This is a genomic window from Pseudomonas sp. R2-7-07 (assembly GCF_003852355.1).
GTDB lineage: Bacteria > Pseudomonadota > Gammaproteobacteria > Pseudomonadales > Pseudomonadaceae > Aquipseudomonas.
In genome coordinates, this window is sequence record NZ_CP027759.1 from 5,246,505 (window position 1) to 5,272,954 (window position 26,450).

The 26,450-nt window shown below is 61.3% G+C and carries 26 protein-coding genes; 11 read left to right on the forward strand and 15 right to left on the reverse strand.

Features of this window, described 5'->3' with window-relative positions; all coding sequences use genetic code 11:
- Positions 1–92: 92 nt before the first annotated feature.
- From pqqA to pqqE, 5 genes are all read left to right on the forward strand, one after another.
- Entirely contained in the window at positions 93–167 is a 75-nt protein-coding gene (gene pqqA / locus C4J86_RS24135) for a pyrroloquinoline quinone precursor peptide PqqA (protein WP_003194766.1), read from the forward strand.
- 71 nt (positions 168–238) lie between these two features.
- The gene (gene pqqB / locus C4J86_RS24140; RefSeq protein WP_124372057.1) at positions 239–1,150 is read left to right on the forward strand and encodes a pyrroloquinoline quinone biosynthesis protein PqqB; all 912 of its coding nucleotides are present in this window, start codon (positions 239–241) and stop codon (positions 1,148–1,150) included.
- A gap of 9 nt (positions 1,151–1,159) precedes the next feature.
- Complete coding sequence (pqqC, locus tag C4J86_RS24145; RefSeq protein ID WP_124372058.1) at positions 1,160–1,912, forward strand: pyrroloquinoline-quinone synthase PqqC; 753 nt, start codon at positions 1,160–1,162, stop codon at positions 1,910–1,912.
- Positions 1,909–2,184 (forward strand): pyrroloquinoline quinone biosynthesis peptide chaperone PqqD, encoded by a 276-nt coding sequence (gene pqqD / locus C4J86_RS24150; protein ID WP_124372059.1) that lies wholly within the window; start codon positions 1,909–1,911, stop codon positions 2,182–2,184. Before pqqC ends, pqqD begins: the two co-directional genes overlap by 4 nt.
- Complete coding sequence (pqqE, locus tag C4J86_RS24155) at positions 2,126–3,307, forward strand: pyrroloquinoline quinone biosynthesis protein PqqE (protein WP_124364668.1); 1,182 nt, start codon at positions 2,126–2,128, stop codon at positions 3,305–3,307. Before pqqD ends, pqqE begins: the two co-directional genes overlap by 59 nt.
- A 5-nt stretch (positions 3,308–3,312) precedes the next feature.
- On the opposite strand, the gene C4J86_RS24160 is transcribed toward pqqE, so the two are convergent.
- From C4J86_RS24160 to C4J86_RS24175, 3 genes are all read right to left on the reverse strand, one after another.
- Entirely contained in the window at positions 3,313–3,471 is a 159-nt protein-coding gene (locus C4J86_RS24160; protein ID WP_003194776.1) for a YqaE/Pmp3 family membrane protein, read from the reverse strand.
- A gap of 93 nt (positions 3,472–3,564) precedes the next feature.
- The gene (locus C4J86_RS24165) at positions 3,565–3,885 is read right to left on the reverse strand and encodes a DNA-binding transcriptional regulator (protein ID WP_124372060.1); all 321 of its coding nucleotides are present in this window, start codon (positions 3,883–3,885) and stop codon (positions 3,565–3,567) included.
- Between the two features lie 252 nt (positions 3,886–4,137).
- Positions 4,138–5,400, reverse strand: coding sequence for an aspartate aminotransferase family protein (locus C4J86_RS24175; protein ID WP_124372061.1), 1,263 nt, complete (start codon positions 5,398–5,400; stop codon positions 4,138–4,140).
- A gap of 209 nt (positions 5,401–5,609) precedes the next feature.
- On the opposite strand from C4J86_RS24175, the gene C4J86_RS24180 reads away from it, so the two are divergent.
- A complete protein-coding gene (locus C4J86_RS24180; RefSeq protein ID WP_124372062.1) occupies positions 5,610–6,509 on the forward strand; it encodes a LysR family transcriptional regulator in 900 nt (299 codons plus the stop codon).
- A gap of 227 nt (positions 6,510–6,736) precedes the next feature.
- Here C4J86_RS24180 and C4J86_RS24185 read toward each other — a convergent pair whose 3' ends face one another.
- The 12 genes from C4J86_RS24185 to bioB form a co-directional block, all read right to left on the reverse strand.
- Entirely contained in the window at positions 6,737–8,515 is a 1,779-nt protein-coding gene (locus tag C4J86_RS24185; protein WP_124372063.1) for an acyl-CoA dehydrogenase C-terminal domain-containing protein, read from the reverse strand.
- A gap of 139 nt (positions 8,516–8,654) precedes the next feature.
- Positions 8,655–10,424 carry an acyl-CoA dehydrogenase C-terminal domain-containing protein gene (locus tag C4J86_RS24190; protein ID WP_124372064.1) on the reverse strand — a complete coding sequence of 590 codons (1,770 nt, stop codon included), beginning with the start codon at positions 10,422–10,424 and terminating at the stop codon, positions 8,655–8,657.
- 89 nt (positions 10,425–10,513) lie between these two features.
- A complete protein-coding gene (locus C4J86_RS24195) occupies positions 10,514–11,803 on the reverse strand; it encodes a diguanylate cyclase (protein WP_124372065.1) in 1,290 nt (429 codons plus the stop codon).
- Positions 11,804–12,078: 275 nt separating this feature from the next.
- On the reverse strand, positions 12,079–12,921 hold the full coding sequence (locus tag C4J86_RS24200; RefSeq protein WP_305955299.1) for an IS3 family transposase: 843 nt from the start codon (positions 12,919–12,921) through the stop codon (positions 12,079–12,081).
- Positions 12,918–13,226 (reverse strand): transposase, encoded by a 309-nt coding sequence (locus C4J86_RS27165; RefSeq protein WP_256660109.1) that lies wholly within the window; start codon positions 13,224–13,226, stop codon positions 12,918–12,920. Before C4J86_RS27165 ends, C4J86_RS24200 begins: the two co-directional genes overlap by 4 nt.
- A 162-nt stretch (positions 13,227–13,388) precedes the next feature.
- Positions 13,389–15,194 (reverse strand): phenylacyl-CoA dehydrogenase, encoded by a 1,806-nt coding sequence (locus C4J86_RS24205; protein WP_124372066.1) that lies wholly within the window; start codon positions 15,192–15,194, stop codon positions 13,389–13,391.
- Between the two features lie 335 nt (positions 15,195–15,529).
- Positions 15,530–15,811, reverse strand: coding sequence for a pyrroloquinoline quinone biosynthesis protein PqqE (locus C4J86_RS24210; protein WP_124364675.1), 282 nt, complete (start codon positions 15,809–15,811; stop codon positions 15,530–15,532).
- A 106-nt stretch (positions 15,812–15,917) separates the two neighbouring features.
- Positions 15,918–16,598 carry a dethiobiotin synthase gene (bioD, locus tag C4J86_RS24215; protein WP_124372067.1) on the reverse strand — a complete coding sequence of 227 codons (681 nt, stop codon included), beginning with the start codon at positions 16,596–16,598 and terminating at the stop codon, positions 15,918–15,920.
- Entirely contained in the window at positions 16,595–17,407 is an 813-nt protein-coding gene (gene bioC, locus C4J86_RS24220) for a malonyl-ACP O-methyltransferase BioC (protein ID WP_124372068.1), read from the reverse strand. Before bioC ends, bioD begins: the two co-directional genes overlap by 4 nt.
- Positions 17,400–18,131 (reverse strand): alpha/beta fold hydrolase, encoded by a 732-nt coding sequence (locus tag C4J86_RS24225; protein WP_124372069.1) that lies wholly within the window; start codon positions 18,129–18,131, stop codon positions 17,400–17,402. The genes bioC and C4J86_RS24225 overlap by 8 nt, the downstream gene beginning before the upstream one ends.
- Positions 18,124–19,305 (reverse strand): 8-amino-7-oxononanoate synthase, encoded by a 1,182-nt coding sequence (gene bioF / locus C4J86_RS24230; protein ID WP_124372070.1) that lies wholly within the window; start codon positions 19,303–19,305, stop codon positions 18,124–18,126. The genes C4J86_RS24225 and bioF overlap by 8 nt, the downstream gene beginning before the upstream one ends.
- 129 nt (positions 19,306–19,434) lie before the next feature.
- The gene (gene bioB, locus C4J86_RS24235) at positions 19,435–20,490 is read right to left on the reverse strand and encodes a biotin synthase BioB (protein ID WP_124364680.1); all 1,056 of its coding nucleotides are present in this window, start codon (positions 20,488–20,490) and stop codon (positions 19,435–19,437) included.
- A gap of 92 nt (positions 20,491–20,582) precedes the next feature.
- On the opposite strand from bioB, the gene C4J86_RS24240 reads away from it, so the two are divergent.
- The 5 genes from C4J86_RS24240 (at position 20,583) to rarD (ending at position 26,318) form a co-directional block, all read left to right on the forward strand.
- Positions 20,583–21,320, forward strand: coding sequence for a ComF family protein (locus tag C4J86_RS24240; RefSeq protein WP_124372071.1), 738 nt, complete (start codon positions 20,583–20,585; stop codon positions 21,318–21,320).
- 57 nt (positions 21,321–21,377) lie between these two features.
- The gene (locus tag C4J86_RS24245) at positions 21,378–22,142 is read left to right on the forward strand and encodes a TOBE domain-containing protein (protein ID WP_124372072.1); all 765 of its coding nucleotides are present in this window, start codon (positions 21,378–21,380) and stop codon (positions 22,140–22,142) included.
- Positions 22,143–22,221: 79 nt separating this feature from the next.
- Entirely contained in the window at positions 22,222–24,120 is a 1,899-nt protein-coding gene (locus C4J86_RS24250) for a PhoX family phosphatase (RefSeq protein ID WP_124368590.1), read from the forward strand.
- A gap of 167 nt (positions 24,121–24,287) precedes the next feature.
- Positions 24,288–25,262: a serine/threonine protein kinase gene (locus tag C4J86_RS24255; RefSeq protein ID WP_124372073.1), complete on the forward strand. Its 975-nt coding sequence runs from the start codon at positions 24,288–24,290 to the stop codon at positions 25,260–25,262.
- A gap of 171 nt (positions 25,263–25,433) precedes the next feature.
- On the forward strand, positions 25,434–26,318 hold the full coding sequence (gene rarD, locus C4J86_RS24260; RefSeq protein WP_124372074.1) for an EamA family transporter RarD: 885 nt from the start codon (positions 25,434–25,436) through the stop codon (positions 26,316–26,318).
- Positions 26,319–26,450: the final 132 nt, after the last annotated feature.

Sequence of the window (26,450 nt, forward strand, 5' to 3'; positions counted from 1 at the left end):
ATTCCCACGCAATATCTGAACATCTCCCATGGGAGGTGGACTATATGTACTACTTGGTAGTGAACATCCCGTCCCTTGATAGGAGTATGAATATGACCTGGTCCAAACCTGCTTACACTGATTTGCGCATCGGTTTCGAAGTCACCATGTACTTCGCCAGCCGTTAATCCGCTGGGTAATACAACGCCTCGGTTCGCCCGGGGCGTTTTTGTTTTGAGCTGTGCTTGATGGAGCGATCATGTTTGTCCAGATTCTAGGTTCCGCCGCCGGCGGCGGCTTCCCGCAGTGGAACTGCAACTGCGTGAATTGCGCAGGTTTTCGTGATGGTAGCCTGCGGGCCCAGGCGCGGACCCAGTCGTCCATCGCGATTTCCGATGATGGTGTGAATTGGGTACTGTGCAACGCATCACCGGATATCCGCGCACAACTGCAAGGGTTTGCGCCGATGCAACCGGGCCGCGCCCTGCGTGACACCGGCATCAGCGCGATCATCCTGATGGACAGTCAGATCGACCACACCACCGGCCTGCTGAGCCTGCGCGAGGGTTGCCCGCACCAGGTGTGGTGCACCGACATGGTCCATGAAGACCTGAGCACCGGTTTCCCGCTGTTCACCATGCTTACTCACTGGAACGGCGGCCTGGCCTGGAACCGTATTGAGCTGGACGCCAATTTCACCATCCCGGCCTGCCCCAACCTGCGCTTCACGCCACTGCCGCTGCGCAGCGCCGCCCCGCCGTATTCTCCGCACCGCTTCGACCCGCACCCAGGCGACAACATCGGCCTGATCGTCGAAGACCTGCGCACCGGTGGCAAACTGTTCTACGCCCCAGGCCTGGGCAAGGTCGACGCGCCGCTGCTGGACATCATGGCCGGCAGCGACTGCCTGCTGGTGGACGGCACGATGTGGGACGACGACGAAATGCAGCGCCGTGGCGTCGGTACCCGCACCGGCCGCGAAATGGGCCACCTGGCGCAAAATGGCCCTGGCGGCATGCTCGAAGTGCTGGAACAGTTGCCCGAGCAGCGCAAAGTGCTTATCCACATCAACAACACCAACCCGATCCTCGATGAAGATTCCCCCGAGCGAGCCGAGCTGGTGCGGCGTAATGTCGAAGTAGCCTACGACGGCATGAGCATCGAGTTGTAGGAGACTCATATGACTGATACACCGATGACCCCCGAAGCATTCGAACACGCCTTGCGCGCCAAAGGCGCCCTCTACCACATTCATCACCCGTATCACGTGGCGATGTACGAAGGCCGCGCCACCCGCGAGCAGATCCAGGGCTGGGTCGCCAACCGTTTCTATTATCAGGTGAACATTCCCCTCAAGGACGCAGCGATCCTGGCCAACTGCCCGGACCGTGAAATCCGTCGCGAATGGATCCAGCGCCTGCTCGACCACGATGGCGCGCCCGGAGAAGACGGCGGCATCGAAGCCTGGCTGCGCCTGGGCCAAGCCGTCGGTCTCGACCCGGACCAACTGCGCTCCCAGGAACTGGTGCTGCCCGGAGTACGCTTTGCGGTAGACGCCTACGTCAACTTCGCCCGCCGCGCCAGTTGGCAAGAAGCCGCCAGCAGCTCCTTGACCGAACTGTTCGCGCCGCAGATCCACCAGTCGCGCCTCGACAGTTGGCCGCAGCATTACCCGTGGATCGACCCGGCCGGCTACGAATACTTCCGCACCCGCCTGGGCCAGGCCCGTCGCGACGTGGAACACGGGTTAGCGATCACCCTGCAGCACTACACCACCCGTGAAGGCCAGGAGCGCATGCTGGAAATTCTCCAGTTCAAACTGGACATCCTGTGGAGCATGCTTGACGCCATGAGCATGGCCTACGAACTGAACCGCCCGCCGTATCACAGCGTGACCGCGCAGCGGGTCTGGCATAAAGGGATCACCCTATGAGCTTTGATCGCAGCAGAAAACCGGCCTGGCGCCAAGGCTATCGCTACCAGTACGAACCCGCGCAAAAAGGCCATGTGTTGCTCTACCCCGAAGGCATGATCAAGCTCAACGACAGCGCCGCGCTGATTGGTGGCTTGATCGACGGTGAGCGCGACGTGGCCGCCATCATCGCCGAGCTGGACCAGCAATTTCCCGGCGTGCCGGAACTCGGTGATGACATCGAGCAATTCATGGAGGTCGCCCGTGCCGAGCACTGGATCACCCTTGCCTGAAAAACCCGCCATCGGCCTGCCGCTGTGGCTGCTCGCCGAGCTGACTTACCGCTGCCCGCTGCAGTGCCCGTACTGCTCCAACCCGCTGGACTTTGCCGAGCAGGGCAAGGAGCTGAGCACCGAGCAATGGATCAAGGTCTTTCGCGAGGCCCGGGAGATGGGCGCCGCTCAGCTCGGGTTCTCCGGCGGCGAACCGCTGGTGCGCCAGGATCTGGCCGAACTGATCTTCGAAGCGCGCAAGCTGGGGTTCTACACCAACCTGATCACCTCAGGCATTGGCCTGACCGAACAGAAGATCAGCGATTTCAAAAAGGCCGGCCTGGACCATATCCAGATCAGCTTCCAGGCCAGCGACGAACAGGTCAACAACCTGCTGGCCGGCTCGAAAAAAGCCTTCGCGCAAAAGCTCGAAATGGCCCGAGCGGTGAAAGCCCACGGTTACCCGATGGTGCTGAACTTCGTCACCCATCGGCATAACATCGACAAGATCGACCGCATTATCGAGCTGTGCATTGCCCTTGAGGCAGATTTTGTCGAGCTTGCCACCTGCCAGTTCTACGGCTGGGCGCAGCTCAATCGTGTGGGGTTATTGCCGACCAGGGAACAACTGGTACGCGCCGAACGCATCACCAACGAATACCGCGCCAAGCTCGAAGCCGAAGGCCACCCGTGCAAGCTGATTTTCGTCACGCCGGATTACTACGAAGAACGCCCGAAAGCCTGCATGAATGGCTGGGGCAGTATTTTCCTGACAGTGACACCGGACGGTACTGCGCTGCCCTGTCATGGCGCCCGACAGATGCCGGTACAGTTTCCCAATGTGCGCGACCACAGCATGCAACACATCTGGTACGACTCGTTCGGCTTCAACCGTTTTCGCGGTTACGACTGGATGCCCGAGCCGTGCCGTTCATGCGATGAGAAGGAAAAGGACTTCGGCGGCTGCCGCTGCCAGGCCTTCATGCTCACGGGGGATGCAAGCAACGCCGACCCGGTGTGCAGCAAGTCCGAGCAGCACGGCATCATCCTTCAAGCGCGGGAAGAAGCCGAACATGCCACCCAGACCATCGAGCAACTGGCGTTTCGCAATGAGCGCAATTCGCGCCTCATCGCCAAAGGCTGAGGGCCTCAGCGCTTGGCGATGATGTACACCGCGTGAATGATGCCGGGGAAGTAACCGCACAGGGTCAGCAGGATATTCAGCCAGAACGCTCCGCCGAAGCCTACTTGCAGGAACACACCCAGTGGCGGCAGCAGAATGGCGATGATGATACGAATGATGTCCATGGGTCAGCTCCAGAAAATCGGCTCGTGTGAGCCGTGTAGCTAATCGACCTTGGCGCTTCGTGAGGGTTCAGTGGGTTCTGGCATTGGGCCATCTCACGCCAGAATCTGCAGGCCATGCTTTTGAACGATGCTCAACAACTTGAGCGCCATGCCGCTGGGCTGTTTTTCGCCGGATTCCCACTGCTTTACCGTCGAGGCGCTGGTGTTCAGGTAGCGAGCGAACACCGGTTGGCTGACGTGGCTGCTTTCACGTAAGTGTTTGATCTGCTCAGCTAGCATTTGTGCAGGAACCGTTGCCAGACACGATTCGTCGAACTCACGAAGCGTGGTTTTGCCAATGGCACCAATTGTAAAAAGCGCTTCGGCAGATTGGTGAATGGACTCAAGCGCCTCACTTTTATATTTTCTGGTCATGATATATCTCCACAAACTCTGTTAGATCCAGCAATTGCTGAATCTGAGCATCGTTTAAATTTTCATAGATCTTCGCCAGCGACCGAAACCCATCCAGTTCACTCTGACTGATATTGCTAAAAAGCCACTATTTCCAATGACGCACAAGGAACCTTTTCAGTCTAAAAATTACCCACGCAAAAAAACGCCCCCAGCCAAAAGAATCAGGCTGGAGGCGCCGCGTATCCCGCGAGACGGTTCAGGAAATCGAGGTCAGACAGCGATGCCCTTGCGGCATTGCAGTTGAGCGGTACGTACCCGAGAGAAGGCGCGGGCAAGGCGCAGAAGCATTTCGTCGATGTGGTTTCTGCTGACATTCAGGGCGGGGGTAAAGCGCAGACAATCAGGCTGCGTAGCGGTGAGGATCAGGCCTTCGTGGAGCGCGGCTTTTACCACCGCGGTCGCAGAATCGTCCGACAGTGTGAGGCCCCATAGCAGACCGTTGCCGCGCAATTGTCCGTGTTCATAACGGTGGGCCAGGCGCGCGAGGCCTTCTGCCAGGTACTGGCCGGATTCGCGTACCTGTTCGAGAAAGCCGTTGGCCAACACGGCATCGAGTACCGCACTACCCGCTGACGCCATCAGCGCATTGCCGTGATGCGTGCCGTCCAGCTCGCCCGCCTCGAAGCAACAGGCTGTGCCGCGCGCCAGCAATGCCGCCAGGGGCACGCCACCGCCCAGGCCTTTGCCGAGGGTAATGATGTCGGCGCGCACGCCGTATTGCTGTTCGGCGAGCAGGCTGGCGCAGCGGCCGATGCCGGTTTGCACTTCGTCAAGAATCAGCAGGATCCCCAGCTCGCGGCACAGGCGTTCGACGCCTTTGAGGTAGTGTTCGGTCGCGGGAATGACACCCGCGGCGCTCTGGATTGGCTCCAGCATGATGGCGACGGTGTGCGCGTCGACGGCAGCGTGCAGCGCCGGCAGATCGTTGAACGGCACATGACTGAAGCCCGGCAATAGCGGGTCGAAACGGTTTTCGCGGGCAACGGCCGAAGCCGACATCGCTGCGAAACCATGGCCATGGCAGCCGTTACCCGCCGTGATGATGTGATAAGCGCCGCCGCGATGCAGTTGGCCCCACTTGCGCGCCAGTCTGATTGCGGCTTCACAAGCCTCCCCACCGCTATTGAGCAGATAGGCCTGATCGCTGCCGGTGTGATGACACAGGCGCTCAACCAGGTCGAGCTGCGCCCGGTTATGCAACCCCATGCCAGGATTGATCACGGTTTGCATCTGTTCAGCAATGGCGTCGCGCACCGCTTGTGGACTATGGCCTAGGCTGTTGGCACCGCCGCCCTGGCTGAAATCCAGGTAGGCACGGTCGTCGCTGTCCGACAGCCAGGAGCCGTGACCCTGGACGAACACCTCGCAGGGGCGCGCGACAGTAGGCATCAGGCAATGGCTGGAAAAATCACGATGCGGATCATGAAGCACCAGGTCATCAAGGCTCGGCGCGGCGCGCCGGAACAGGTTCACAGTTCACCCCTGACAGCAAGCGGACCTTGGTCGGTACCGGGCGCAAGCCCGGTGCTGAGGTGTTTTGCCTTGCCTATGTAAACGCCATTACCAAAAACGTTATTCATTGCCCGATCCGGCCCTGTAAGCCCTGCGAATAGGCGCTAGACTAGGCGTCTCAAGGGCCCACGGCCATTTCGATTTTCCAGCTTTTTCGATAAGCAAATCTTATGGATTTCAAGCAACTGCGTTATTTCGTCGCGGTGTATGAAGAAGGCCATGTAGGCCGTGCCGCCGAGCGTCTGTCGATTTCCCAACCGGCCTTGTCGCAGCAGGTTCGCCAACTGGAACAGAACCTGGACGTGAGCCTGTTCGAGCGCAGCAGCAAACGCCTGCTCCCTACGCTGGCGGCACACACGTTGTACAACCATGCCTTGCCCCTGATCGACGGCATGCAACAAGCCGTGGAGGCGTTGCGCAACTTCAAAGGCCAGGCGATGCGCACCTTGGCCATCGGCGTGCTACAAACCGTGCACACCAGCCTGGTGCCGCAGATGCTCGAGCGGGTGCGCAAGGCCCAACCCCACCTGGTGGTGCAGATCTACGAATTGACCGGGCTGGAAATCGAACGCCGGCTGCTCAACGGCTCGCTGGACATCGGTATCAGCTACCTGCCACCGCGCCAGCCGGGCCTGCATGGCGTGTTGTTGTATGAAGATGAGTTGAAGGTAGTCATCCCTGAGCAACATCCCTTGCGGGAATTCAAGAAGGTCTCGCTGAAACAGGCAGCCGAGTTGCCGATGTTGCTATTGGGCGAGGAATTTCAGGTGCGCCAGATCTGGCAGGCCCAGTTGGCCAACCTGGGTCGGCGCCCGCAGGTGCAGGCGGAGCTCAATACCATGGTGGGGATTCTCGACAGCCTGCCCCACACCCAGTTGGCCACTGTGCTACCGGGGCGTTCGCAGGACGAACACAACAGCCAGTCGCTGCTGTGGAAACCCTTGAGCGAACCCAGGGTGCCGTTGAAAGTCGGATTGGTGTGCCGTGACGTGCAGCGCCAGCAAGCGACGGTGGCATTGCTGCGCACGTTGCTGGAGGACGTGATGAATGCCCCGCAGGCAGGCGCCTGACTTTTTCGCGGGCAAAAGAAAACCCCGCCGAAGCGGGGCTTTGCAGACTGTTTCCCTGACATCCATTTCACTCCGCCATCCTGGCAGAATCCTACGTGTCCGTGTTGTTGCTTTGCGCTTCCTGCGCGACGTCCATGTGAAGTAGATTATCCGTGGATCCAATATGGCGATAGAGGACGATTAGCAGCACGTCATGTAAGAGAATGCTTACATGCGCGCTTCGCCCCCTAGAACAGTGCTTCATCCATCAGGAACAGTGATTCGCTACCGGCTTTTACCGACGCACTCAACGAGTGAATGCGTGGCAACAGGCGCGCAAAGTAGAAGCGCGCAGTGCCCAGCTTGCTGGCATAGAAATCCTCTTCGGCCTCTTTGCCCAACGCAGCCTTGGCCATGCGCGCCCACATATAGGCATACGCCATGTAACCGAACGCATGCAGGTATTCCACCGAGGCTGCGCCGATTTCATTCGGGTTGGTCTTGGCACGGTCCAGCACCCAGGCGGTCAGTTCATCGAGGTTATCCACTGCCGCGCCGAGCGGACGGGTGAACTCGCCCAATGCCTCGCCCGCAGTGGCGATGAACTGGCGGATCTCATCGGCGAACAAGGTGTAGAACGCGCCGCCGTTGCCGACGATCTTGCGCCCCATCAGATCCAGCGCCTGGATACCATTGGTGCCTTCGTAGATCTGGGTGATGCGCACATCACGCACCAACTGCTCCTGGCCCCACTCGCGAATGTAGCCGTGGCCACCAAATACTTGCTGGCCGAGCACGGTGGTTTCCAGGCCCAGGTCCGTGAGGAATGCCTTGGCGACCGGCGTCAACAGCGCCACCAGGTTGTCGGCACGCTCGCGGGCGGCGGCGTCTTCGCTGAACTTGGCGATGTCCAGTTGCGTCGCGACGTAGGTGGAGAACGCACGGCCGCCTTCGTTCGCCGCCTTCATGGTCAGCAGCATGCGGCGCACGTCCGGGTGCACGATGATCGGGTCGGCGGGTTTTTCCTTGGCTTGTGCGCCCAATGGAGAGCGGCTCTGCAGCCGGTCGCGGGCATATTCAATCGCGTTCTGGTAGGAGCGCTCGCCGGATGCCAGGCCCTGGATGCCCACCCCCAGACGCTCGTAGTTCATCATGGTGAACATCGCCGCCAAGCCACGGTTAGGCTCACCGACCAGGTAACCCACCGCTTCGTCGAAGTTCATCACGCACGTCGCGGAGGCCTGGATGCCCATCTTGTGTTCGATCGAACCGCAGTTCACCGGGTTGCGTGCGCCGAGGCTGCCGTCGGCGTTCACCATGAACTTCGGCACCAGAAACAGCGAGATGCCTTTGGGGCCCGCCGGTGCATCCGGCAGTTTGGCCAGCACCAGGTGGATGATGTTTTCGGTCAGGTCGTGTTCGCCGCCGGTAATGAAAATCTTGGTGCCGCTGACTTTGTAGGAACCGTCCGCTTGGGGCTCGGCCTTGGTGCGAATCATGCCCAGGTCAGTGCCGGCATGGGCTTCGGTCAGGCACATGGAACCGGCCCACTCGCCGGAATACATCTTCGGCAGATAGGTGGCCTTGAGTTCCTCGCTGGCGTGGGTATTGATCGACACGCAAGCGCCCGAGGTCAACATCGGGTACAGGCCGAAAGCCAGGCTGGACGAGTTGATCATCTCTTCAACCTGCGCCGACACCGCCTTGGGCATGCCCATGCCGCCGTACACCGGGTCGCCACCCACCCCGACCCAACCACCTTCGGCGTAAGTCGCGTAGGCCTGGGGGAAACCGTCCGGCGTAGTGACCGCACCGTCCGTCCAGTGGCAGCCTTGCTCATCGCCGCCACGGCTTAACGGCGCGATGGATTTGGCGGTGACCTTGCCGGCTTCTTCGAGGATCGCTTCAACGGTTTCGGCGTCAACCGTGTCGGCCAGGGCAGGCAACTGGGCCCACGTCGTGGCGACTTCAAAAACTTCGTTGAGGACGAAGCGCATATCACGCAACGGCGCTTTGTAATCAGCCATGGCAAACCTCGTGAGAACGTGAAAAGTGATTCGATAGGATCGGTTTTACAGACTCCGAGTGTACCCGAACAACTTTTCAGACACATAGGGTCCGTTCGTGACCATTAAGTATTTAAAAGTCACGCCGAACCTCTTCCGTCTATAGGGCAAACGCCTGCGCCGGTAAGATCATCAGGCAGTCGCTGCCCGCCTCCACCGCAGCCCGGTGCATGGCGGTGCGTGGCAACAGGCGCTTGAAGTAAAAGTCGCAGGTCGCCAGTTTGCTCTGGGCAAACTCTGGCTCGTGGTGTGCCTGCGCCGCGATCGCCATGCGCAACCACAGGTAGGCGAGGATGATGTAACCGCTGTACATCAGGTAATCCATGGCCGCCGCGCCTACTTCATCAGGATTTTTCATCGCTGCCGTGCCTACCTTCAGGGTCAGCTCACCCCATTGCTGGTTCAACTGGTTGAGCTGTTCTACCGCGGCCTTGAATTGCGCATGCTCGGCATTGGCGACGCAGAACTTATGCACAATTCTGGTAAAGCCGCGCAGCAACTTGCCCTGGCTGCCCAGCACCTTGCGCCCCAGCAGGTCGAGGGCCTGGATACCGTTGGTGCCTTCATAGATCGGCGCAATCCGTGCATCCCGGGCCAATTGCTCCATGCCCCACTCGCGAATGTAGCCATGGCCGCCGAATACCTGCATACCGTGGTTGGTCACCTCCAGCCCGGTTTCGGTCATGAAGGCTTTGCAGATCGGCGTGAGGAAGGCCAACAAGTCCTCGGCCTCCTGGCGCTGGCCGGCGTCGTCACTCAGGTGCGCCGTGTCGAGCAACTGGGCGGTGAAGTAGGTCAGCGCGCGATTACCTTCGTTGAAGGCTTTCATGGTCAGCAGCATGCGGCGTACGTCGGCATGCACGATGATCGGGTCGGCGGCTTTCTCCGGGGCCTTGGCGCCGGTCAACGAGCGCATTTGCAGGCGGTCGTTGGCGTATTTGATCGCGCCCTGGAAGCTCGCCTCGCCATTGCACAAGCCCTGCATCCCGGTGCCCAGGCGCGCGTGGTTCATCATGGTGAACATGCAGTTGAGGCCTTTGTTCGCCTCACCAATCAGGAAGCCCTTGGCGCCGTCGAAGTTCAGCACGCAGGTGGCCGAGGCCTTGATGCCCATCTTGTGCTCGATGGAGCCGCAGTGCACCGCGTTGCGTTCACCGGAATCGGCATGGAACTTGGGCACGATAAACAACGAGATGCCTTTGGTGCCCGCCGGTGCATCCGGCAGTTTGGCCAGCACCAGATGGATGATGTTGGCACTCATGTCGTGCTCGCCGGCCGAGATGAAGATCTTGCTGCCGGTGACCGCGTAACTGCCGTCGGCCTGAGGTACGGCGCGGGTCTTGATCAAGCCCAGGTCGGTGCCGCAGTGGGCTTCGGTCAGGCACATGGTGCCGGTCCATTCGCCAGCAGTGAGCTTGTGCAGGTAAGTGGCTTTCTGTTCGTCGGTGCCATGGGCGTGGATCGCTGACATTGCACCGTGGGTCAGGCCTGGGTACATGCCCCAGGACGTGTTGCTGGAGCCGATCATCTCGCTCAGCACCAGCCCCAGTGACTGCGGCAAGCCTTGGCCGCCGTAGGTCGGGTCGGCCGCCAAGCCGTGCCAGCCACCTTCCGCGTACTGAGCGAAGGCTTCCTTGAAGCCCTTGGGCGTGGTCACCACACCCTGATCGAAATGGCAGCCCTCTTCATCGCCGCTGCGATTGAGCGGCGCGAGTACGTTCTCGCAGAACTTCGCGCCCTCTTCGAGAATTGCATTGACCATGTCGGGGCTGGCGTCCGTCGCACCCAGGGCCGCGTAGTGGCCGTGGAAGTCGAACACGTTGTCGATCAGAAAGCGCATGTCGCGCAGGGGAGCTTTGTATTCAGGCATGGCAATGTCTCCGGCGGCAGATAGTTCAAGCTACTGCCGGCCAACGCCTCGAACAATCACTGTAGCGCTGCTGAATACAGCACCATTACTCAACCGGCAGCACGCTCCATACGCACCGCACCGCGACGGTTCTGCCCGGCTGCGATCACACAATTGCGCCCGGCGCCCTTGGCGGCATACAGCGCCTGGTCGGCGGATTTGAGCACTTCTTCAGGGCTGCGCTGCTCGGCCTGGCGCTCGGCCACGCCGATGCTGACGGTCACCGACACACTCGAGGCGCCGCTGCCGGCTCGACGCTGGCGGCCTTGATGGTCGTCAGGGGGTCGGTCCGGGTTGCGCAATTTGATCGCATAGTTGGCGATGATCTCGCGGATTTCCTCCAGGTGCGGCAGGCATTCATCCAGGGTCTTGCCGGCGAACACCACGGCAAACTCTTCCCCGCCGTAACGATAGGCGCGCCCGCCGCCGTTGACCTTGGACAGCTTGCTGGCCACCAGGCGCAACACCTGGTCACCCACGTCATGGCCATGGGTGTCGTTGAAACGCTTGAAGTGGTCGACGTCGCCCATCGCCAGCACGTAGTTGCGGCCCAGCCGCTGCATGCGCTCGTTAAGGGCGCGGCGCCCCGGCAAGCCGGTCAGCTCATCGCGAAACGCCATTTGATACGCCTCGTGCGCCACACCGGCAGCGATCATCAGCATGACCTGGCTGCACATGATGTTGAGGGTAAACGGCAGGATGAAGGTTTGCGGCAGCATCCAGAACATCCCCAGCAACCCCACCAACTGCGCGGCATGCAGCGGGCGCGGCTGATACCAGTACTGGGCGGCCAGGGTGAGAAAGCCGATCAGAAACATCGGGTATGACAGCTGGATCAGGCTCATCCAGGCGCCATGCAGCGCCGGCCAGCGAATTTCAGCCAACCAGTCCAGCACGCCCTGGGGATAACTTTGCTCCAGCGCCAGCGCCACGCTGCCGACGGCCAGCAACACCGCGCAGCGTGCGACGAAGTCGCGAAACAAGTGGGTCTTTTCCTGCCACAGCGCATACACGCTGAACAGCAAGGGCAGCAGCAGGCAGCACAGGTGAAACACCACGGCGGCGTCTTCGCGCACGCGGCCATTATCGCGGTAGAAATCGGTCTGGGTGTCGAGCAGGAAATACGCGACATACACCGTGATCATCAGGAACAGCTCACGCTGGCGCCGATAAACCGCGCAGTACGCACCGCCGAGCAACAGCACCAAGGTGGGCAGCACGTTGAACAGCGAGGTGAAGAAGACGTTGAGGTCTTTGAGATACGCAGCCGAGAGCCCGGCCAGCAACAGCAGCAACGAGGGCAGGAAATGGCTGAACCGTACGGCAGACACGCGTGACAAGGGTAAAACTCCGACCCGCAAAAAGTGATGGCATAGTGCCTCTGCGGGACCAGTTAAACACAACTCGTCCGACATGTATCACATTGCCATCACTGTAACGGCACGGTCCGGTAATCCCTTAATGCAAGGGTGCAATTTTTATAGTCGACAGTGACCGAATGTGGGAGGGGGCTTGCTCCCGATAGCGGTGTATCAGTCAACCCCTTTGTAGCTGACCCACCGCTATCGGGAGCAAGCTGTTCTGGTCAAGTTTTTCCGGACACCGATTACGGTGATCAAGCCGCCTTCTGCTCCATGGCTATTGGCGACAGGTAGTTGTTGTAGCTGTGGAGCCTGATTCGGTTGTATCGCATGAAGAAGCTGGTCATATCCTGCTTGGCTTCTTCAACTGTCATATAGCCCTTGGTGGGCACCCACTCTGATTTGAGCGTCCCGAAGAAACGCTCTGTTGGTGCATTGTCCCAGCACTGCCCTCTGCGGCTCATGCTTTGGGTTATCCCATACTCCAGCAACGCGGACTGAAAGAGCTGGCTGGTGTATTGGCAGCCTTGATCCGAATGAAACATCAAGCCTGCATGTTTGCCTCGAACCTCCACCGCCATTCTCAGCGCCTTGCTAACCAGGTTGGCGTCATTGATCAGAGAAAACGCCCAGCCAACGATTCGGCGGGCGAACAGATCAATGACCACTGCCAAGTGATACCAGCGTTTCCCAACCATTAGGCTGGTAACGTCGCCGCACCAGACTTGATTAATTGCGGTTGGCTCGAAGTTACGCTCAAGCAGGTTCTTGGCCACAAATGCTTCAACGCCTCTAGAGCGATATTGATGGCGGCGGCGCTGTCTGCTGGCCAGATTTGCCTCCGCCATGAGTTTTCCGGCCAGATGCCGACCTACCTTGATCTGCTGGGCCTTCAAGTGCTGAGAGATCATCCGTGCACCTGCACTTCCCCGGCTTTCGTCATGCAGTTGCACGACTTTTGCTCTAAGCGCGTCACGCTTGGTATTCGGCTCTGAGCGACGCTTAAGCCAGTCATAAAGCGCGCTGCGGGAAACGTTCAGCGCACTACAAAGAAGGCGGGTCGGATATGAGCTCGACTCTCTCAGCTCCTCGATCAGGAAAAACGATCGGGATCCGACATCAAGAGAGCCGTAGCTTTTTTTAAGATTTCAGCCTCGGTCTCCAGGCGCTTGACCTTGGCTCGCAGCTGTTGAAGCTCTCGCTGTTCGTCGCTGATTGCCTTGGTACCTGCCACTGGCTGCCCTTTCTGACGCTCTTTGCGAACCTGATCAATCCAACGGCGCAGAGCCGTAGGCCCAACGCTCATCGACGCGCAGACGTCAGGAACTGAGCAGTTATCATCAAGAACCATACTTGCAGCACGTTGCTTGAACTCGCGGGTGTAGGTCTTTCGTTCTTGCATGGAACCTCCTGATTGGGCGAATCATATCGCCCTTAAGAGGTGTCCGGGATCATTAGGCCAGTTCAAGCCCCCTCCCACAGGGGATCGGCTAGTGGCATTACAACCGGCGAAAAAAAAACCGCCCCCCCTAAGGGCGGCGGTTTCGGAAGATCCCGGTGCGGCTTAGTAAGCCAGGCCGAAGTCTTCTTCTTTCATGTCCATCAGGTTGCTCGCGCCCGACAGCATGGTTGCCACGTGGGTGCGGGTGCGCGGCAGGATGCGCTGGAAGTAGAAGCGCGCGGTCTGCAGCTTGGCGGTGTAGAACGCCTCTTCGGTGGTGCCGGCGGCCAGTTTTTCAGCGGCCAGGCGGGCCATGTCGGCCCAGAAGTAAGCCAGGCACGCGTAACCGGAGTACATCAGGTAGTCCACCGAGGCGGCACCGACTTCTTCACGGTCTTTCATCGCGGCCATGCCGACCTTCATGGTCAACTCGCCCCACTCTTTGTTCAGCGCCGCCAGCGGTGTAACGAACTCTTTGACCGCTTCATTGCCTTCGTTGGCCTGGCAGAACTTGTGGACGATCTTGGTGAAGCCCTTCAGCGCTTCGCCTTGGGTCATCAGCACTTTACGACCGAGCAGGTCCAGCGCCTGAATGCCGGTGGTGCCTTCGTACAGCATCGAAATACGGCTGTCGCGAACGTTCTGCTCCATGCCCCACTCAGCGATGAACCCGTGGCCGCCGTAGATCTGTACGCCGTGGTTGGCGGACTCGAAACCGACTTCGGTCATGAACGCCTTGGCGATTGGGGTCATGAAGGCCAGCAGGCCATCGGCCTGTTTCTTGGCTTCGTCATCGGTGCCGTACTTGACGATATCCACTTGCTTGGCGGTGAAGTACACCATCGCACGGTTGCCTTCGGCGAAGGCTTTCATGGTCAGCAGCATGCGGCGCACGTCGGGGTGCACGATGATCGGGTCGGCGGCTTTTTCCGGCGCTTTCGGGCCGGTCAGGGAGCGCATCTGCAAGCGATCACGCGCATATTTGAGGCCGCCCTGGAAGCCGATTTCGGCGTGGGCCAGGCCTTGCAGCGCAGTCCCCAGACGCGCGGTGTTCATAAAGGTGAACATGCAGTTCAGGCCTTTGTTCGCCGGGCCGATCAGGTAACCGGTAGCCGCGTCGAAGTTCATCACGCAGGTGGCGTTGCCGTGGATACCCATCTTGTGCTCCAGGGAGCCACAGGTCACCGCGTTGCGCTCGCCCACCGAACCATCGGCGTTGGGCAGGAACTTGGGCACGATGAACAACGAGATACCTTTGGTGCCAGCCGGTGCATCCGGCAGGCGCGCCAGGACGATGTGGACGATGTTGTCGGCCATGTCGTGTTCACCGGCCGAGATGAAGATCTTGGTGCCGGAGACTTTGTAGGAACCGTCGGCCTGGGGTTCGGCCTTGGTGCGCAGCATGCCCAGGTCGGTGCCGCAGTGCGGTTCGGTCAGGCACATGGTGCCGGTCCACTCGCCCGAGACCAGTTTGGTCAGGTAGGCGTCTTGCTGCTCGGGCGTGCCATGCTCGGAAATGGTGTTCATAGCGCCATGGGACAGGCCTGGGTACATGCCCCACGACCAGTTGGCTTCGCCGACCATTTCACTCACTGCAAGGCCCAGGGACTCGGGCAGGCCTTGACCGCCGTGTGCCACGTCGTGAGCCAGGCTTGGCCAGCCGCCTTCGACGAACTGTTTGTAGGCTTCTTTGAAACCTGCTGGGGTTTTAACGCCTGACTCGCTCCAGGTACACCCTTCGATGTCACCCACGCGGTTCAGCGGTGCCAGCACTTGCTCACAGAACTTGGCGCCTTCTTCCAGAATGGCGTCGACCATGTCCGGGGTAGCGTCCTGGCAAGCCGGCAGGCTCTGATAGTGCGCTTCATAGCCGAGCAGTTCGTCACGAACGAAGCGAATATCACGCAAGGGGGCCTTGTAGTCAGGCATAGCGATAAACCTCTGCTGATGTATCTGGGATGAACAACCGCGTGGGTGTGTGATGGCGGTCAAACAGGTGTTTGAAACATACGTTTACGACCTGGGGTTGTCAAGCGTCGGCCCGATGCCGTTTGTCTTGATGCGCGTCAATGGCGCGCACGGCGAAGCCCGTGGCGGATTGCCGCTTCACAAATGAGTACAGGGATTGATCAGGAGTAAGCAGGGAAAAATGTGGGAGGGGGCTTGCCCCCGATAGCGGAGTATCAGTCAGTATATTTTTGACTGACCCATCGCCATCGGGGGCAAGCCCCCTCCCACATTTTGAATTGCATAAGGCAGAAGGGTCAGGCGTAAGTATCGATCAACGTACCGAGCATTTCGTCCGAAGCCTTGGCGACTTTCGCCCCCAGCTCCACTTGAAACTTGCCCTGAGCCATTTCGACCATATTGCTCGCCGAATTGGATGCCTGGGCACGATCATTGGCCTGCAGACGGTCGCTTTGCGCGGCCGATGGCTGGGTGGTCGCGGCGCTGGCAATGTTGCCGGCGGCCTGGTCGACACGGCTCTGCCCGGCCTGAATGGTGCTCAGGCCCGAATAAAACGCGCTGCTTCCAGAGATTTCCATGGCGCAAGCCTGCCTTTAGAGAATCGTGATAGCCAATTGAACCAGACATCCTGGCAAAAGGCCCGCTAAAAACACTAATGGCATATTGCCTTAGCGATAGCCAAAATCAGTCAAGCAGGTCCATTTCCAGGTAGGCGGCCACTGCGCCTGCCCCGGCGTGCTTGAGTTTGGGCACTCGCCCCAGGCAAGGCGCCGGCAAACGCTCGGCCAAGGTGGCGAGGTTCTCTTCCAGACGAGAGGTCTTCGGATCGATGATATTGGCCACCCAACCGGCCAGCGACAGACCATCTCGTGCGATCGCTTCGGCCGTGAGCAACGCGTGGCTGATACACCCCAGCCGCACCCCCACCACCAGAATCACCGGCAGCTTGAGCGCAATGGCCAGGTCCGACAGATTAGCCTGGTCGGCCAGGGGCACACGCCAACCGCCCGCGCCTTCGATCAACGTGAAGTCCGCTTGGTGCGCCAGGATCCGCTGCATCGGCTTGAGCAGCGATTGCACCGTGAGCGCGACACCTGCCTCGCGGGCGGCCAGATGCGGTGCAATCGCCGGTTCGAACGCCACCGGGTTGACCTCGGCATACGTCAAGGGCAACGAACATTCGGCGAGCAGCGCCAGGGCATCGGCATTGCGCAACCCCTTGGGCGTTACCTGGCAGCCCGAGGCCACGGGCTTTCCCGCCGCCGTGCTGTTGCCGGCTTGACGCGCAGCATGCAGCAGGCCGGCAGCGATGGTGGTCTTGCCCACATCGGTGTCGGTACCGGTGATGAAATAAGCGGCGCTCATAGCGGTTTCTCCAGTACGGCGTACACCACCTGATAGGTGGCGGGCAGGCCCTGGGCCTGACGGAACTGCTCGTAAGCCTGCATCAATGCCGCGATTCGCGCACGGCCGGTCAAGCCTCCCGGGCGCCCTGGGTTGAGGTTATGCGCGCCCAAGGCTTTCAATTCGTGGGTCAGGCTGCGCACGTCCGGGTAATGCAGTACATGGGCCCGTCGCTCCAGGCTCGCCACCCGAAAACCACTGGCGGCGCACAGCTGTTGATACGCCTCAAAGGTGCGGAAGCGGTTGACGTGAACCAGGCCGTCCGCCGCGCGCCAGCTTTCGCGCAGTTCATCCAGCGTGCCTACGCACAGGCTGGCGAAGGCCAGCACGCCGCCCGGTTGCAGCACGCGAAACGCTTCACTGAGGACCGCATCAAAGCTCGCACACCACTGCACCGCCAGGCTGGAGAAGATCAGCTCGAAGCTGTCGGCCTTCAGCGGCAGGCGTTCCGCATCCCCCGCGACGAAGTGCTGCGCGCCGCCCAAAGGCCGCGCATGGTTGAGCATGCCCTCGGCAATATCCAGCGCCGTGCCTTGGCTGGCCGGCAGGCGCTCAGCCAGTGCACGGCTGAAATAGCCCGTGCCGCAGCCCAGATCGAGCCAGCACTGGGGCGCAAGGCTCATCGGCAGCCGAGCGAGCAGTGCGTGCCCGACCGCCCGCTGTAACTCGGCCACGCTGTCGTAACTGGCGGCGGCCCGAGAGAACGAAGCGGCCACCTGGCGCTTGTCCGGCAAGGCGCCCGGCAGAGGAGGATGGGATAGATCAGTCATCAGCATACTCATGCAAAAAAGCCTGGATGGCCCCCGCCACACCGTTGGGGTCTTCCAGAAGAAAAGCGTGACCGGCCTGTTCAATCAGGCCGATTTCCACGTCGGGCAGCAGCGCCAGCAGGTCACTGGCGGCTTCAGCCGGCACCAGCCCGTCCTGGCCGGCAAACAAATGCAGCTGTGGCCCGCGAAAGGCCTGCAAAGCGGCGCGGGTGTCCAACTGGGCGAGCAACTCCAGGCCGGGCATCAACACGCTGGGCGCCGTGTTCGGTGCTCCACTGACCAGCAGCCGCGACAGCCCGCGTGGGTCGGCGGCGCCCTTGGCGCACAACAGGCCAAAGCGTTTGAGGGTGACCTGGGAATCCGCGTGGCAGCCGGCGAGGAACGCGTCGAATGTTTCAGCGGGCATGGCATGGGGCCAATCAGCGTGGGCGACAAAACACGGATTGCTCGCCAGGGTGAGCAAACCGCAGCAACGCTCGCCGCGTCGCGCCGCCAGCTCTGAGGCGAGCATGCCGCCGAGGGACCAGCCGCCGAGCCAGACATTGTCCGGCAGCGTGGCATCCAGTTCGTCGAGCCATTCGGCCAGTTCGCTGCCGTCCAGTGCCGGCAAGGGCTCGACCTGCACCTGCAGGTGTTCATTCAAGCCCTGCAACGCCGCAGCCAGCGGCTCCAGCGGCGACACCCCGAGGCCCCAGCCGGGCAGCAATACCAGTCGGTCACGCATGTTCGGGCTCCGTGGCGTTCAACAATCGGAAACACGCCTCCAACGCGTTTAACAATAGCTGCACCTGCGCCGCGCTGTGGGCCGCCGTCAATGTCACGCGCAAACGAGCACTGCCGGCGGGCACAGTGGGCGGGCGGATCGCGGTCACCATCAACCCGCGCTCGCGCAGCATCTGCGACAGGCGCAGGGCACGCGCGCTGTCGCCAATCAGGATCGGCTGGATCGGGGTAAAACTGTCCATCAGCGCCAGGCCGATCTGTTCGGCGCCCTGGCGGAACTGGCGGATCAACGCGTTGAGATGCTCGCGTCGCCAGTGTTCGCTGCGCAGCAGCTCAAGGCTTTTCAGGGTGGCGCAGGCCAATGCCGGTGGCTGGCTGGTGGTGTAGATGTAGGGGCGGGCGAATTGGATCAGGCTTTCGATCAGTTCTTCACTGCCCGCCACAAAGGCCCCGGCGGTGCCGAATGCTTTGCCCAGGGTACCGACCAGTACCGGCACGTCGTCCTGGCTCAAGCCGAAATGCTCGACGATCCCCCCGCCGTTGGCCCCCAGCGGGCCGAAGCCATGGGCGTCATCCACCATCAACCAGGCACCTTTGGCCTTGGCTTCACGGGCCAGCGCCGGCAGATCGGCCAGGTCGCCATCCATGCTGAATACGCCATCGGTCACCACCAGCGTGTTACCGCAGGCTTTCTCCAGGCGCTTGGCCAGGCTGGCGGCGTCGTTATGCAGGTAGCGGTTGAAACGGGCCCCCGACAACAAGCCGGCATCCAGCAACGACGCATGGTTGAGACGGTCTTCCAGCACCGTATCGCCCGGCCCCACCAACGCCGTGACCGCGCCGAGGTTGGCCATGTAGCCGGTGGTAAACAGCAGCGCACGCGGGCGCCCGGTCAGGTCGGCCAGTGCTTCTTCCAGCGCATGGTGCGGCGTGGCGTGGCCCACCACCAAGTGCGACGCACCACCGCCCACGCCCCAACGGGACGCACCGGCGCGCCAGGCCTCGATCACCTGCGGATGGTTGGCCAGGCCCAGGTAGTCGTTATTGCAGAAGGCGAGCAGCGGCTTGCCGTCCACCACCACTTCCGGGCCTTGAGGGCTCTGCAGCAAGGGGCGTTGACGGTAAAGGTGTTCGGCACGGCGGGCAGCGAGGCGCGCGGCGAGATCGAAAGACATGCAGGGTCAACTCGGTCAAAACTGTGGGAGGGGGCTTGCTCCCGATGGCGGTATCTCAGTCAACATAAGTGCTGACTGACACAGCGCCATCGGGGGCAAGCCCCCTCCCACATTGGGATTTGGTTTCAGTCAAACAGCGGCGTTGTAGAACTGTTCGCTGCTTTTCTGCTCCACCAAGGCCTGTTCGATCGCCGCCTGGTGCACTTCATCGGCGTGCTCCTCGCGGGCTTCCGGCAAGATGCCCAGGCGCGAGAACAGTTGCATGTCCTTGTCCGCCTGCGGGTTGGCGGTGGTCAGCAGCTTGTCGCCGTAGAAAATCGAGTTGGCGCCGGCAAAGAACGCCAGCGCCTGCATCTGCTCGTTCATCGCCTCACGCCCAGCAGACAGGCGCACATGGGATTGCGGCATCAGGATGCGCGCCACCGCCAGCATGCGGATGAAGTCGAACGGGTCGATGTCGTCGGCATTTTCCAGCGGCGTACCGGCCACCTTGACCAGCATGTTGATCGGCACCGACTCCGGATGCTCCGGCAGGTTGGCCAGTTGGATCAGCAGGTTGGCACGGTCATCCAGGGACTCGCCCATGCCGAGGATGCCGCCCGAGCAGATCTTCATCCCCGACTCACGCACGTAGGCCAGGGTTTGCAGGCGTTCGCCGTAGGTGCGCGTGGTGATGATCGACCCGTAGAATTCCGGCGAGGTATCCAGGTTGTGGTTGTAGTAATCAAGGCCAGCCTGAGCCAGCGCGGCGGTCTGGTCCTGATCGAGACGGCCGAGGGTCATGCAGGTTTCCAGGCCCATGGCCTTCACGCCTTTGACCATCTCCAGCACGTAGGGCATGTCTTTGGCCGATGGATGCTTCCATGCGGCGCCCATGCAGAAACGCGTCGAGCCGATGGCCTTGGCGCGGGCGGCCTCTTCGAGGACCTTCTGCACTTCCATCAGTTTTTCTTTTTCCAGGCCGGTGTTGTAGTGACCCGACTGCGGACAATATTTGCAATCTTCCGGGCACGCGCCGGTTTTGATCGACAGCAGGGTGGATACCTGCACGCGGTTGGCGTCGAAATGCGCGCGGTGCACGGTCTGCGCCTGGAACAACAGGTCATTGAACGGCTGCACGAACAGTGCTTTGACTTCGGCCAAAGACCAATCGTGACGCAGGGTGGCAGAGGTGCTGGCGCTCATGGGCGATTCCTTGATTATGCTTTGGCTAACGCTGCGGGAAGGGCAATACCCACAGGTACGACACGGATGCTCGGCATATTTAAGGAAGATTCATGCACTGTCAACCAACCCACAAACACCAAGTTTACATCTGGTTAAAAAACGTACAAATCTGTTTGATCTGCGATGAACGGGCTGATAGCGTCGATTGTCTATGCAACGCCTGCGAAACCGAGCTGCCATGGCTGATGGAGCAGTGCGAAGTGTGCGCCCTGCCCCTGCCGATGGACGGGTTGGTCTGCGGCCAATGCCAGCAACAACCGCCCGCGTATAAACAGGTGATCGCGCCCTGGACCTACAGTTTCCCGGTGGACAGCCTGATCAGCCGGTTCAAGCACCAGGCACGCTGGCCCTTGGGGCACTTGCTGGGGCGCCTGTTCGGAAGATTCCTGCGCCATCGGTTCGAGAATGCCGAACTCAGCCGCCCCGATTGCCTGCTGCCGGTGCCGATGCCACCCAAACGTCTGCGCCAGCGCGGTTATAACCAGGCGGCGATGCTGGCGCGTTGGCTCAGCAGCGACCTGGACATCCCCTACGATGAGCACCTGTTGTTACGTCCCCATGAAACCGTTGCGCAACAAGACCTCGACGCCAAGACGCGCAAGCGCAACCTGCGCAATGCCTTCGCCCTGGCACCCGGCGCCTGGGTGCAGGGTCGTCATCTGGCGCTGGTCGACGATGTACTGACCACCGGCGCCACCGCCCATAGCCTGGCGCGGTTATTGATGCAGGCCGGTGCGCGCCAGGTCGATGTGTATTGCCTGGCCCGCACGCCAAAACCCGGCACGTGACTTGACTCCCGTGCCGCTGGGCGGCAACGTCCGCTCATTCCAGCCAAGCGTGTCCACATGTCCCTGACCTCACCGCTCAGCCAGCACATCATCCGCCGCCCCCAGCGCATTGCCCTGCTGGGGCATATCGCCGAGCAGGGCTCCATCACCCGTGCCGCCAAAAGTGCCGGGTTGAGCTACAAGGCCGCCTGGGACGCCATCGATGAGCTGAACAACCTGGCGCAAAAGCCCCTGGTGGAACGCAGCGTCGGCGGCAAAGGCGGTGGCGGCGCCAGGCTGACCGCCGAAGGTGAGCGCGTGCTGCGCCTCTATCAGCGACTGCAGGTGCTGCAAGCCGAAGTGCTCGCCACGGACGAAGCGGCCCGCGACTTCAACCTGCTGGGGCGCCTGATGCTGCGCACCAGTGCGCGCAATCAACTGCACGGTCAGGTCAGCGCCATCGAGCGCCAGGGCCGTAATGACCGAGTCCGCCTGCGATTGGCCGGCGGCCTGCACCTGGATGCACAGATCACCCACGACAGCACGCAACGGCTGGAGCTGGAGGCTGGCGTGGAAGTGGTTGCCCTGATCAAGGCCGGATGGTTGGAATTGCTGGCCATCGGGCAAGCCGCAACACCTGGACACAATTGCATGAGCGGCGTGATCGAGGCGGTTCTCGACGCTGAAGACGGCCCCAGCGAAGTGCGCATCGGCCTGCCCAACGGTCAGGTGCTGTGTGCCCTGGCGCAGCCCGCCGCACTTACTGCGCTCAATGCCGCGCAAGGCCAGCCGATCCAGGTGCAGTTCGCCCCCGGCAATGTACTGCTCGGCACCCCGGTGTAGCGAGCACGCGCCATCAAACTGCAACAATTTCGTCACGCTCGCTCCTTAAGGTATCTGCAAAAACCGTAGGGAGCCTGACATGAACTTATTAGAAGAAAACCAAGCCACCGACCTTGAACAGATGGTCGGCCTCACCCGTCGCCGCTTCATCGGCGCCGGCGCCCTGTGCGGCGCTGCGATGTTCCTGGGCGGCAACCTGCTCAGCCGCAGCGCACTGGCCGTGAACGCCGCCTCTGCCAGCCCGTTGCTGGGATTTTCCAGCATCGGCGCCGCTACCAGCGACACCCTCACCCTGCCGCCCGGCTACAGCGCCTCGGTACTGATCAGTTGGGGCCAGCCCTTGAGCAAGCGCGCCCCAGCCTTCGACCCCAGCGGCAACGGCACCGCCGAGGCCCAGGAACAACAGTTCGGCGACAACAACGACGGCATGAGCCTGTTTCCCTTCCCCGGTGACGACCGCCGCGCACTGATGGCGATCAACAACGAATACACCAACTACCGCTACCTCTACGCCCATGGCGGCGCGCCGCAATCGGCCGAAGACGTGCGCAAGGCGTTGGCCAGCGAAGGCGTTTCGGTGATCGAAATACAGCGCAAGGGCGATACCTGGCAGTTCGTCCAGGATTCACGCTACAACCGGCGCATCCACGGCAACACGCCGATCCGCCTGAGCGGGCCTGCCGCCGGCCACGACTGGTTGAAAACCCGCGCCGACAAAACCGGCAAGAAAGCCCTCGGCACCTTCCAGAACTGCGCCAACGGCAAGACGCCGTGGGGCACTTACCTGACCTGTGAAGAGAACTTCACCGACTGCTTCGGCAGCAGCGACCCACAGCAAACCTTCGACGCCGGGCAAAAACGCTATGGCGTGATCGCCGCCAGCAAAGACATCCACTGGCACACCCACGACCCGCGCTTCGACATGGCCAAGAACCCCAACGAACTCAACCGCCATGGCTGGGTAGTGGAAATCGACCCGTTCGACCCGCAATCCACTCCGGTCAAGCGCACTGCCCTGGGCCGCTTCAAGCACGAAAACGCTGCCCTGGCAGAAACCCGCGATGGCCGCGCCGTGGTGTACATGGGCGATGACGAGCGCGGCGAGTTCATCTACAAGTTCGTCAGCCGCGATCGGATCGACCACAACAACCCGAAAGCCAACAAGGATCTGCTCGATCACGGGACCTTGTACGTGGCGATCTTCGACGCGGGCGATGGCGATGCCGATCACCCCAAGGGCAAAGGCCAATGGGTCGAACTTACCCACGGCAAAAACGGCATCGATGCCAGCAGCGGCTTTGCCAACCAGGCTGAAGTGCTGATTCATGCACGCCTGGCTGCCAGCGTGGTGAAAGCCACACGCATGGACCGCCCGGAATGGATCGTGGTCAGCCCCACCGATGGCCAGGTCTATTGCACCCTCACCAACAACGCCAAGCGCGGCGAAGACGGCCAGCCGGTGGGCGGGCCCAACCCGCGAGAAAAGAACGTGTATGGCCAGATCCTGCGCTGGAAAGCCGACGCCGATAACCACGGTGCCACGGACTTCACCTGGGACCTGTTCGTGGTCGCCGGCAACCCCGGCGTGCACGCGGGCTCGCCGAAGGGCGGCTCGTCCAACATCAACCCGCAAAATATGTTCAACAGCCCGGACGGCCTGGGTTTCGACAAGGCCGGCCGCCTGTGGATCCTCACCGACGGCGACTACAGCAACTCAGGCGACTTCGCCGGCATGGGCAATAACCAGATGCTCTGCGCAGACCCAACTACTGGAGAAATCCGCCGGTTCATGGTCGGGCCGGTGGCGTGTGAAGTGACCGGGATCAGCTTTTCGCCGGATCAGAAAACCCTGTTCGTGGGCATTCAGCATCCGGGTGAAACCGGGGGCTCGACCTGGCCGGAGCACCTGGCGAACGGCAAGCCGCGTTCGTCGGTGGTGGCGATTCGGCGGGATGATGGTGGGGTTGTTGGCGCCTGACAAACCGCTATCGGGGGCAAGCCCCCTCCCACATTTTGACCTGCGGATACATTCCGTGTGGGAGGGGGCTTGCCCCCGATGGCGATAGCACAGCCCCCACCTATCTCAAGCCCGGTGCGTTACCATACCCGGCCGGACGCGGCGCCCTGCTGCGCGCAGGAGTTCGCATGGCCCACCCGTTTGAAACACTCACTCCCGACCTGGTGCTCGACGCCGTCGAAAGCATCGGCTTTCTCAGCGACGCCCGTGTATTGGCGCTCAACAGCTACGAAAACCGCGTGTATCAGGTGGGCATCGAAGACTCCGAACCCCTGATCGCCAAGTTCTACCGGCCCCAGCGCTGGACCAACGAAGCGATCCTGGAAGAACACCGCTTCACCTTCGAGCTGGCTGACTGCGAAGTACCGGTGGTCGCCCCGCTGATCCACAACGGCGAAAGCCTGTTCGAACACGCAGGTTTCCGCTTCACTCTGTTTCCACGCCGTGGCGGCCGGGCGCCGGAGCCGGGTAACCTCGACCAGCTCTATCGCCTCGGGCAATTGCTCGGGCGTTTGCATGCCGTGGGTTCCACCTGCCCGTTCGAACACCGCGAAGCGCTCGGCGTGAAGAACTTCGGTCACGATTCCCTGACCACGTTGCTCGAAGGCAACTTCATTCCCAAGAGCCTGTTGCCGGCCTACGAGTCCGTGGCCCGCGACCTGCTCAAGCGTGTGGAAGAGGTCTACAAGGCCACCCCGCACAAGAACATCCGCATGCACGGCGACTGCCACCCCGGCAACATGATGTGCCGCGACGAGATGTTCCACATCGTCGACCTGGATGACTGCCGCATGGGCCCGGCGGTGCAGGACCTGTGGATGATGCTCGCCGGGGATCGCCAGGAATGCCTGGGCCAACTGTCGGAATTGATGGACGGTTACCAGGAGTTCCACGACTTCGATCCACGGGAACTGGCCCTGATCGAACCCTTGCGCGCCCTGCGCCTGATGCACTACAGCGCCTGGCTGGCGCGACGTTGGGAAGACCCGGCATTTCCCCACAGCTTCCCGTGGTTTGGCAGCGAGCGCTACTGGGGCGATCAGGTGCTGGCGTTGCGTGAGCAGCTGTCGGCCCTCAATGAAGAGCCGCTGAAACTGTTCTGACCGCTGATCGTTCCCACGCTCCGCGTGGGAATGCATCGGGTGACGCTCTGCGTCACACATTCAAGAGCAGACGCAGAGCGTCCAAATCGGCATTCCCACGCAGAGCGTGGGAAGGATCGGAAAACCCAATTACAATCGCGCTTTGTTAGCTGCCTAAGCAAGGATTCTGCAATGCACGCCGCCAACCCTCGCAAGGGGTACATCCTGGGCCTGAGCGCCTATGTCATCTGGGGTCTGTTCCCGCTCTATTTCAAAGCCATTGCCAGTGTGCCCGCCGCCGAGATCATCGTGCATCGCGTGCTGTGGTCGGCGCTGTTCGGCGGTTTGCTGTTGATGGTGTGGAAACACCCAGGCTGGTTTCGCGAGCTGCGCGACAACCCCAAACGCTTGGCGATCCTCGCCCTCAGTGGCTCGCTGATCGCCGCCAACTGGCTGACCTACGTGTGGTCGGTGAACACGGGGCGCATGCTTGAGGCCAGTCTGGGTTACTACATCAACCCGCTGGTGAATGTGCTGCTCGGCATGCTCCTGCTAGGCGAACGCCTGCGTCGTCTGCAATGGGTGGCGGTGGGTTTGGCGGCGGTCGGTGTGGCGCAACAGGTGTGGCAGGTTGGCAGCTTGCCGTGGGTGTCATTGGTGTTGGCGCTGACGTTTGGCTTCTATGGCCTGATCCGCAAGCAGGCGCCGGTCAAAGCGCTGCCGGGGCTGGTGGTGGAAACCTGGATGCTGGTACCGATTGCCATCGCGTGGTTGCTGTTCAACCCGACGGCGCACAGTGCACAACTGCCGTTCTGGAGCACCTCCGAGGCCTGGTGGCTGGTGGCGGCCGGGCCCGTCACGCTGGTCCCGCTGGTGTGTTTCAACGCCGCCGCACGGCATTTGCCCTACACCGCACTGGGCTTTCTGCAGTACGTCGCGCCAACGCTGGTGCTGCTGGAAGCCGTGCTGCTGTTCGGCGAACATCTGGCGCCCAGTACGTTGATCGCCTTCGCCTTTATCTGGGCCGGCCTGGTTATCTACAGCCTGGACGCCTGGCTGACCATGCGCAAACGCTGATCAAATAACGTACAAACCCTTGCAAGCCACGGACTTCGTGGCTTGCAGCGATTCACCCCAAGGTTATCCACAACCTGATCCCCGCCATTTGTGCACAAGCCGTTGAAACTGTTCGTTTTTTGCTCAGGTGGC

Excerpts from the sequence above, each read along its gene's own strand:
- C4J86_RS24210 (WP_124364675.1), bottom strand. The coding sequence starts at position 15,811 with ATGGAAATCTCTGGAAGCAGCGCGTTTTATTCGGGCCTGAGCACCATT.
- pqqE (WP_124364668.1), top strand. The coding sequence starts at position 2,126 with ATGACATCGAGCAATTCATGGAGGTCGCCCGTGCCGAGCACTGGATCA.
- C4J86_RS24245 (WP_124372072.1), top strand. The coding sequence starts at position 21,378 with ATGTCCCTGACCTCACCGCTCAGCCAGCACATCATCCGCCGCCCCCAG.
- bioB (WP_124364680.1), bottom strand. The coding sequence starts at position 20,490 with ATGAGCGCCAGCACCTCTGCCACCCTGCGTCACGATTGGTCTTTGGCC.
- C4J86_RS24190 (WP_124372064.1), bottom strand. The coding sequence starts at position 10,424 with ATGCCTGAATACAAAGCTCCCCTGCGCGACATGCGCTTTCTGATCGAC.
- C4J86_RS24240 (WP_124372071.1), top strand. The coding sequence starts at position 20,583 with ATGCACTGTCAACCAACCCACAAACACCAAGTTTACATCTGGTTAAAA.
- pqqC (WP_124372058.1), top strand. The coding sequence starts at position 1,160 with ATGACTGATACACCGATGACCCCCGAAGCATTCGAACACGCCTTGCGC.
- C4J86_RS24180 (WP_124372062.1), top strand. The coding sequence starts at position 5,610 with ATGGATTTCAAGCAACTGCGTTATTTCGTCGCGGTGTATGAAGAAGGC.
- bioD (WP_124372067.1), bottom strand. The coding sequence starts at position 16,598 with ATGAGCGCCGCTTATTTCATCACCGGTACCGACACCGATGTGGGCAAG.
- C4J86_RS24160 (WP_003194776.1), bottom strand. The coding sequence starts at position 3,471 with ATGGACATCATTCGTATCATCATCGCCATTCTGCTGCCGCCACTGGGT.
- bioF (WP_124372070.1), bottom strand. The coding sequence starts at position 19,305 with ATGTCTTTCGATCTCGCCGCGCGCCTCGCTGCCCGCCGTGCCGAACAC.
- C4J86_RS24185 (WP_124372063.1), bottom strand. The coding sequence starts at position 8,515 with ATGGCTGATTACAAAGCGCCGTTGCGTGATATGCGCTTCGTCCTCAAC.
- C4J86_RS24250 (WP_124368590.1), top strand. The coding sequence starts at position 22,222 with ATGAACTTATTAGAAGAAAACCAAGCCACCGACCTTGAACAGATGGTC.
- C4J86_RS24255 (WP_124372073.1), top strand. The coding sequence starts at position 24,288 with ATGGCCCACCCGTTTGAAACACTCACTCCCGACCTGGTGCTCGACGCC.
- C4J86_RS24205 (WP_124372066.1), bottom strand. The coding sequence starts at position 15,194 with ATGCCTGACTACAAGGCCCCCTTGCGTGATATTCGCTTCGTTCGTGAC.
- C4J86_RS24225 (WP_124372069.1), bottom strand. The coding sequence starts at position 18,131 with ATGCGTGACCGACTGGTATTGCTGCCCGGCTGGGGCCTCGGGGTGTCG.
- rarD (WP_124372074.1), top strand. The coding sequence starts at position 25,434 with ATGCACGCCGCCAACCCTCGCAAGGGGTACATCCTGGGCCTGAGCGCC.
- C4J86_RS27165 (WP_256660109.1), bottom strand. The coding sequence starts at position 13,226 with ATGCAAGAACGAAAGACCTACACCCGCGAGTTCAAGCAACGTGCTGCA.
- pqqD (WP_124372059.1), top strand. The coding sequence starts at position 1,909 with ATGAGCTTTGATCGCAGCAGAAAACCGGCCTGGCGCCAAGGCTATCGC.
- pqqB (WP_124372057.1), top strand. The coding sequence starts at position 239 with ATGTTTGTCCAGATTCTAGGTTCCGCCGCCGGCGGCGGCTTCCCGCAG.
- bioC (WP_124372068.1), bottom strand. The coding sequence starts at position 17,407 with ATGACTGATCTATCCCATCCTCCTCTGCCGGGCGCCTTGCCGGACAAG.
- C4J86_RS24165 (WP_124372060.1), bottom strand. The coding sequence starts at position 3,885 with ATGACCAGAAAATATAAAAGTGAGGCGCTTGAGTCCATTCACCAATCT.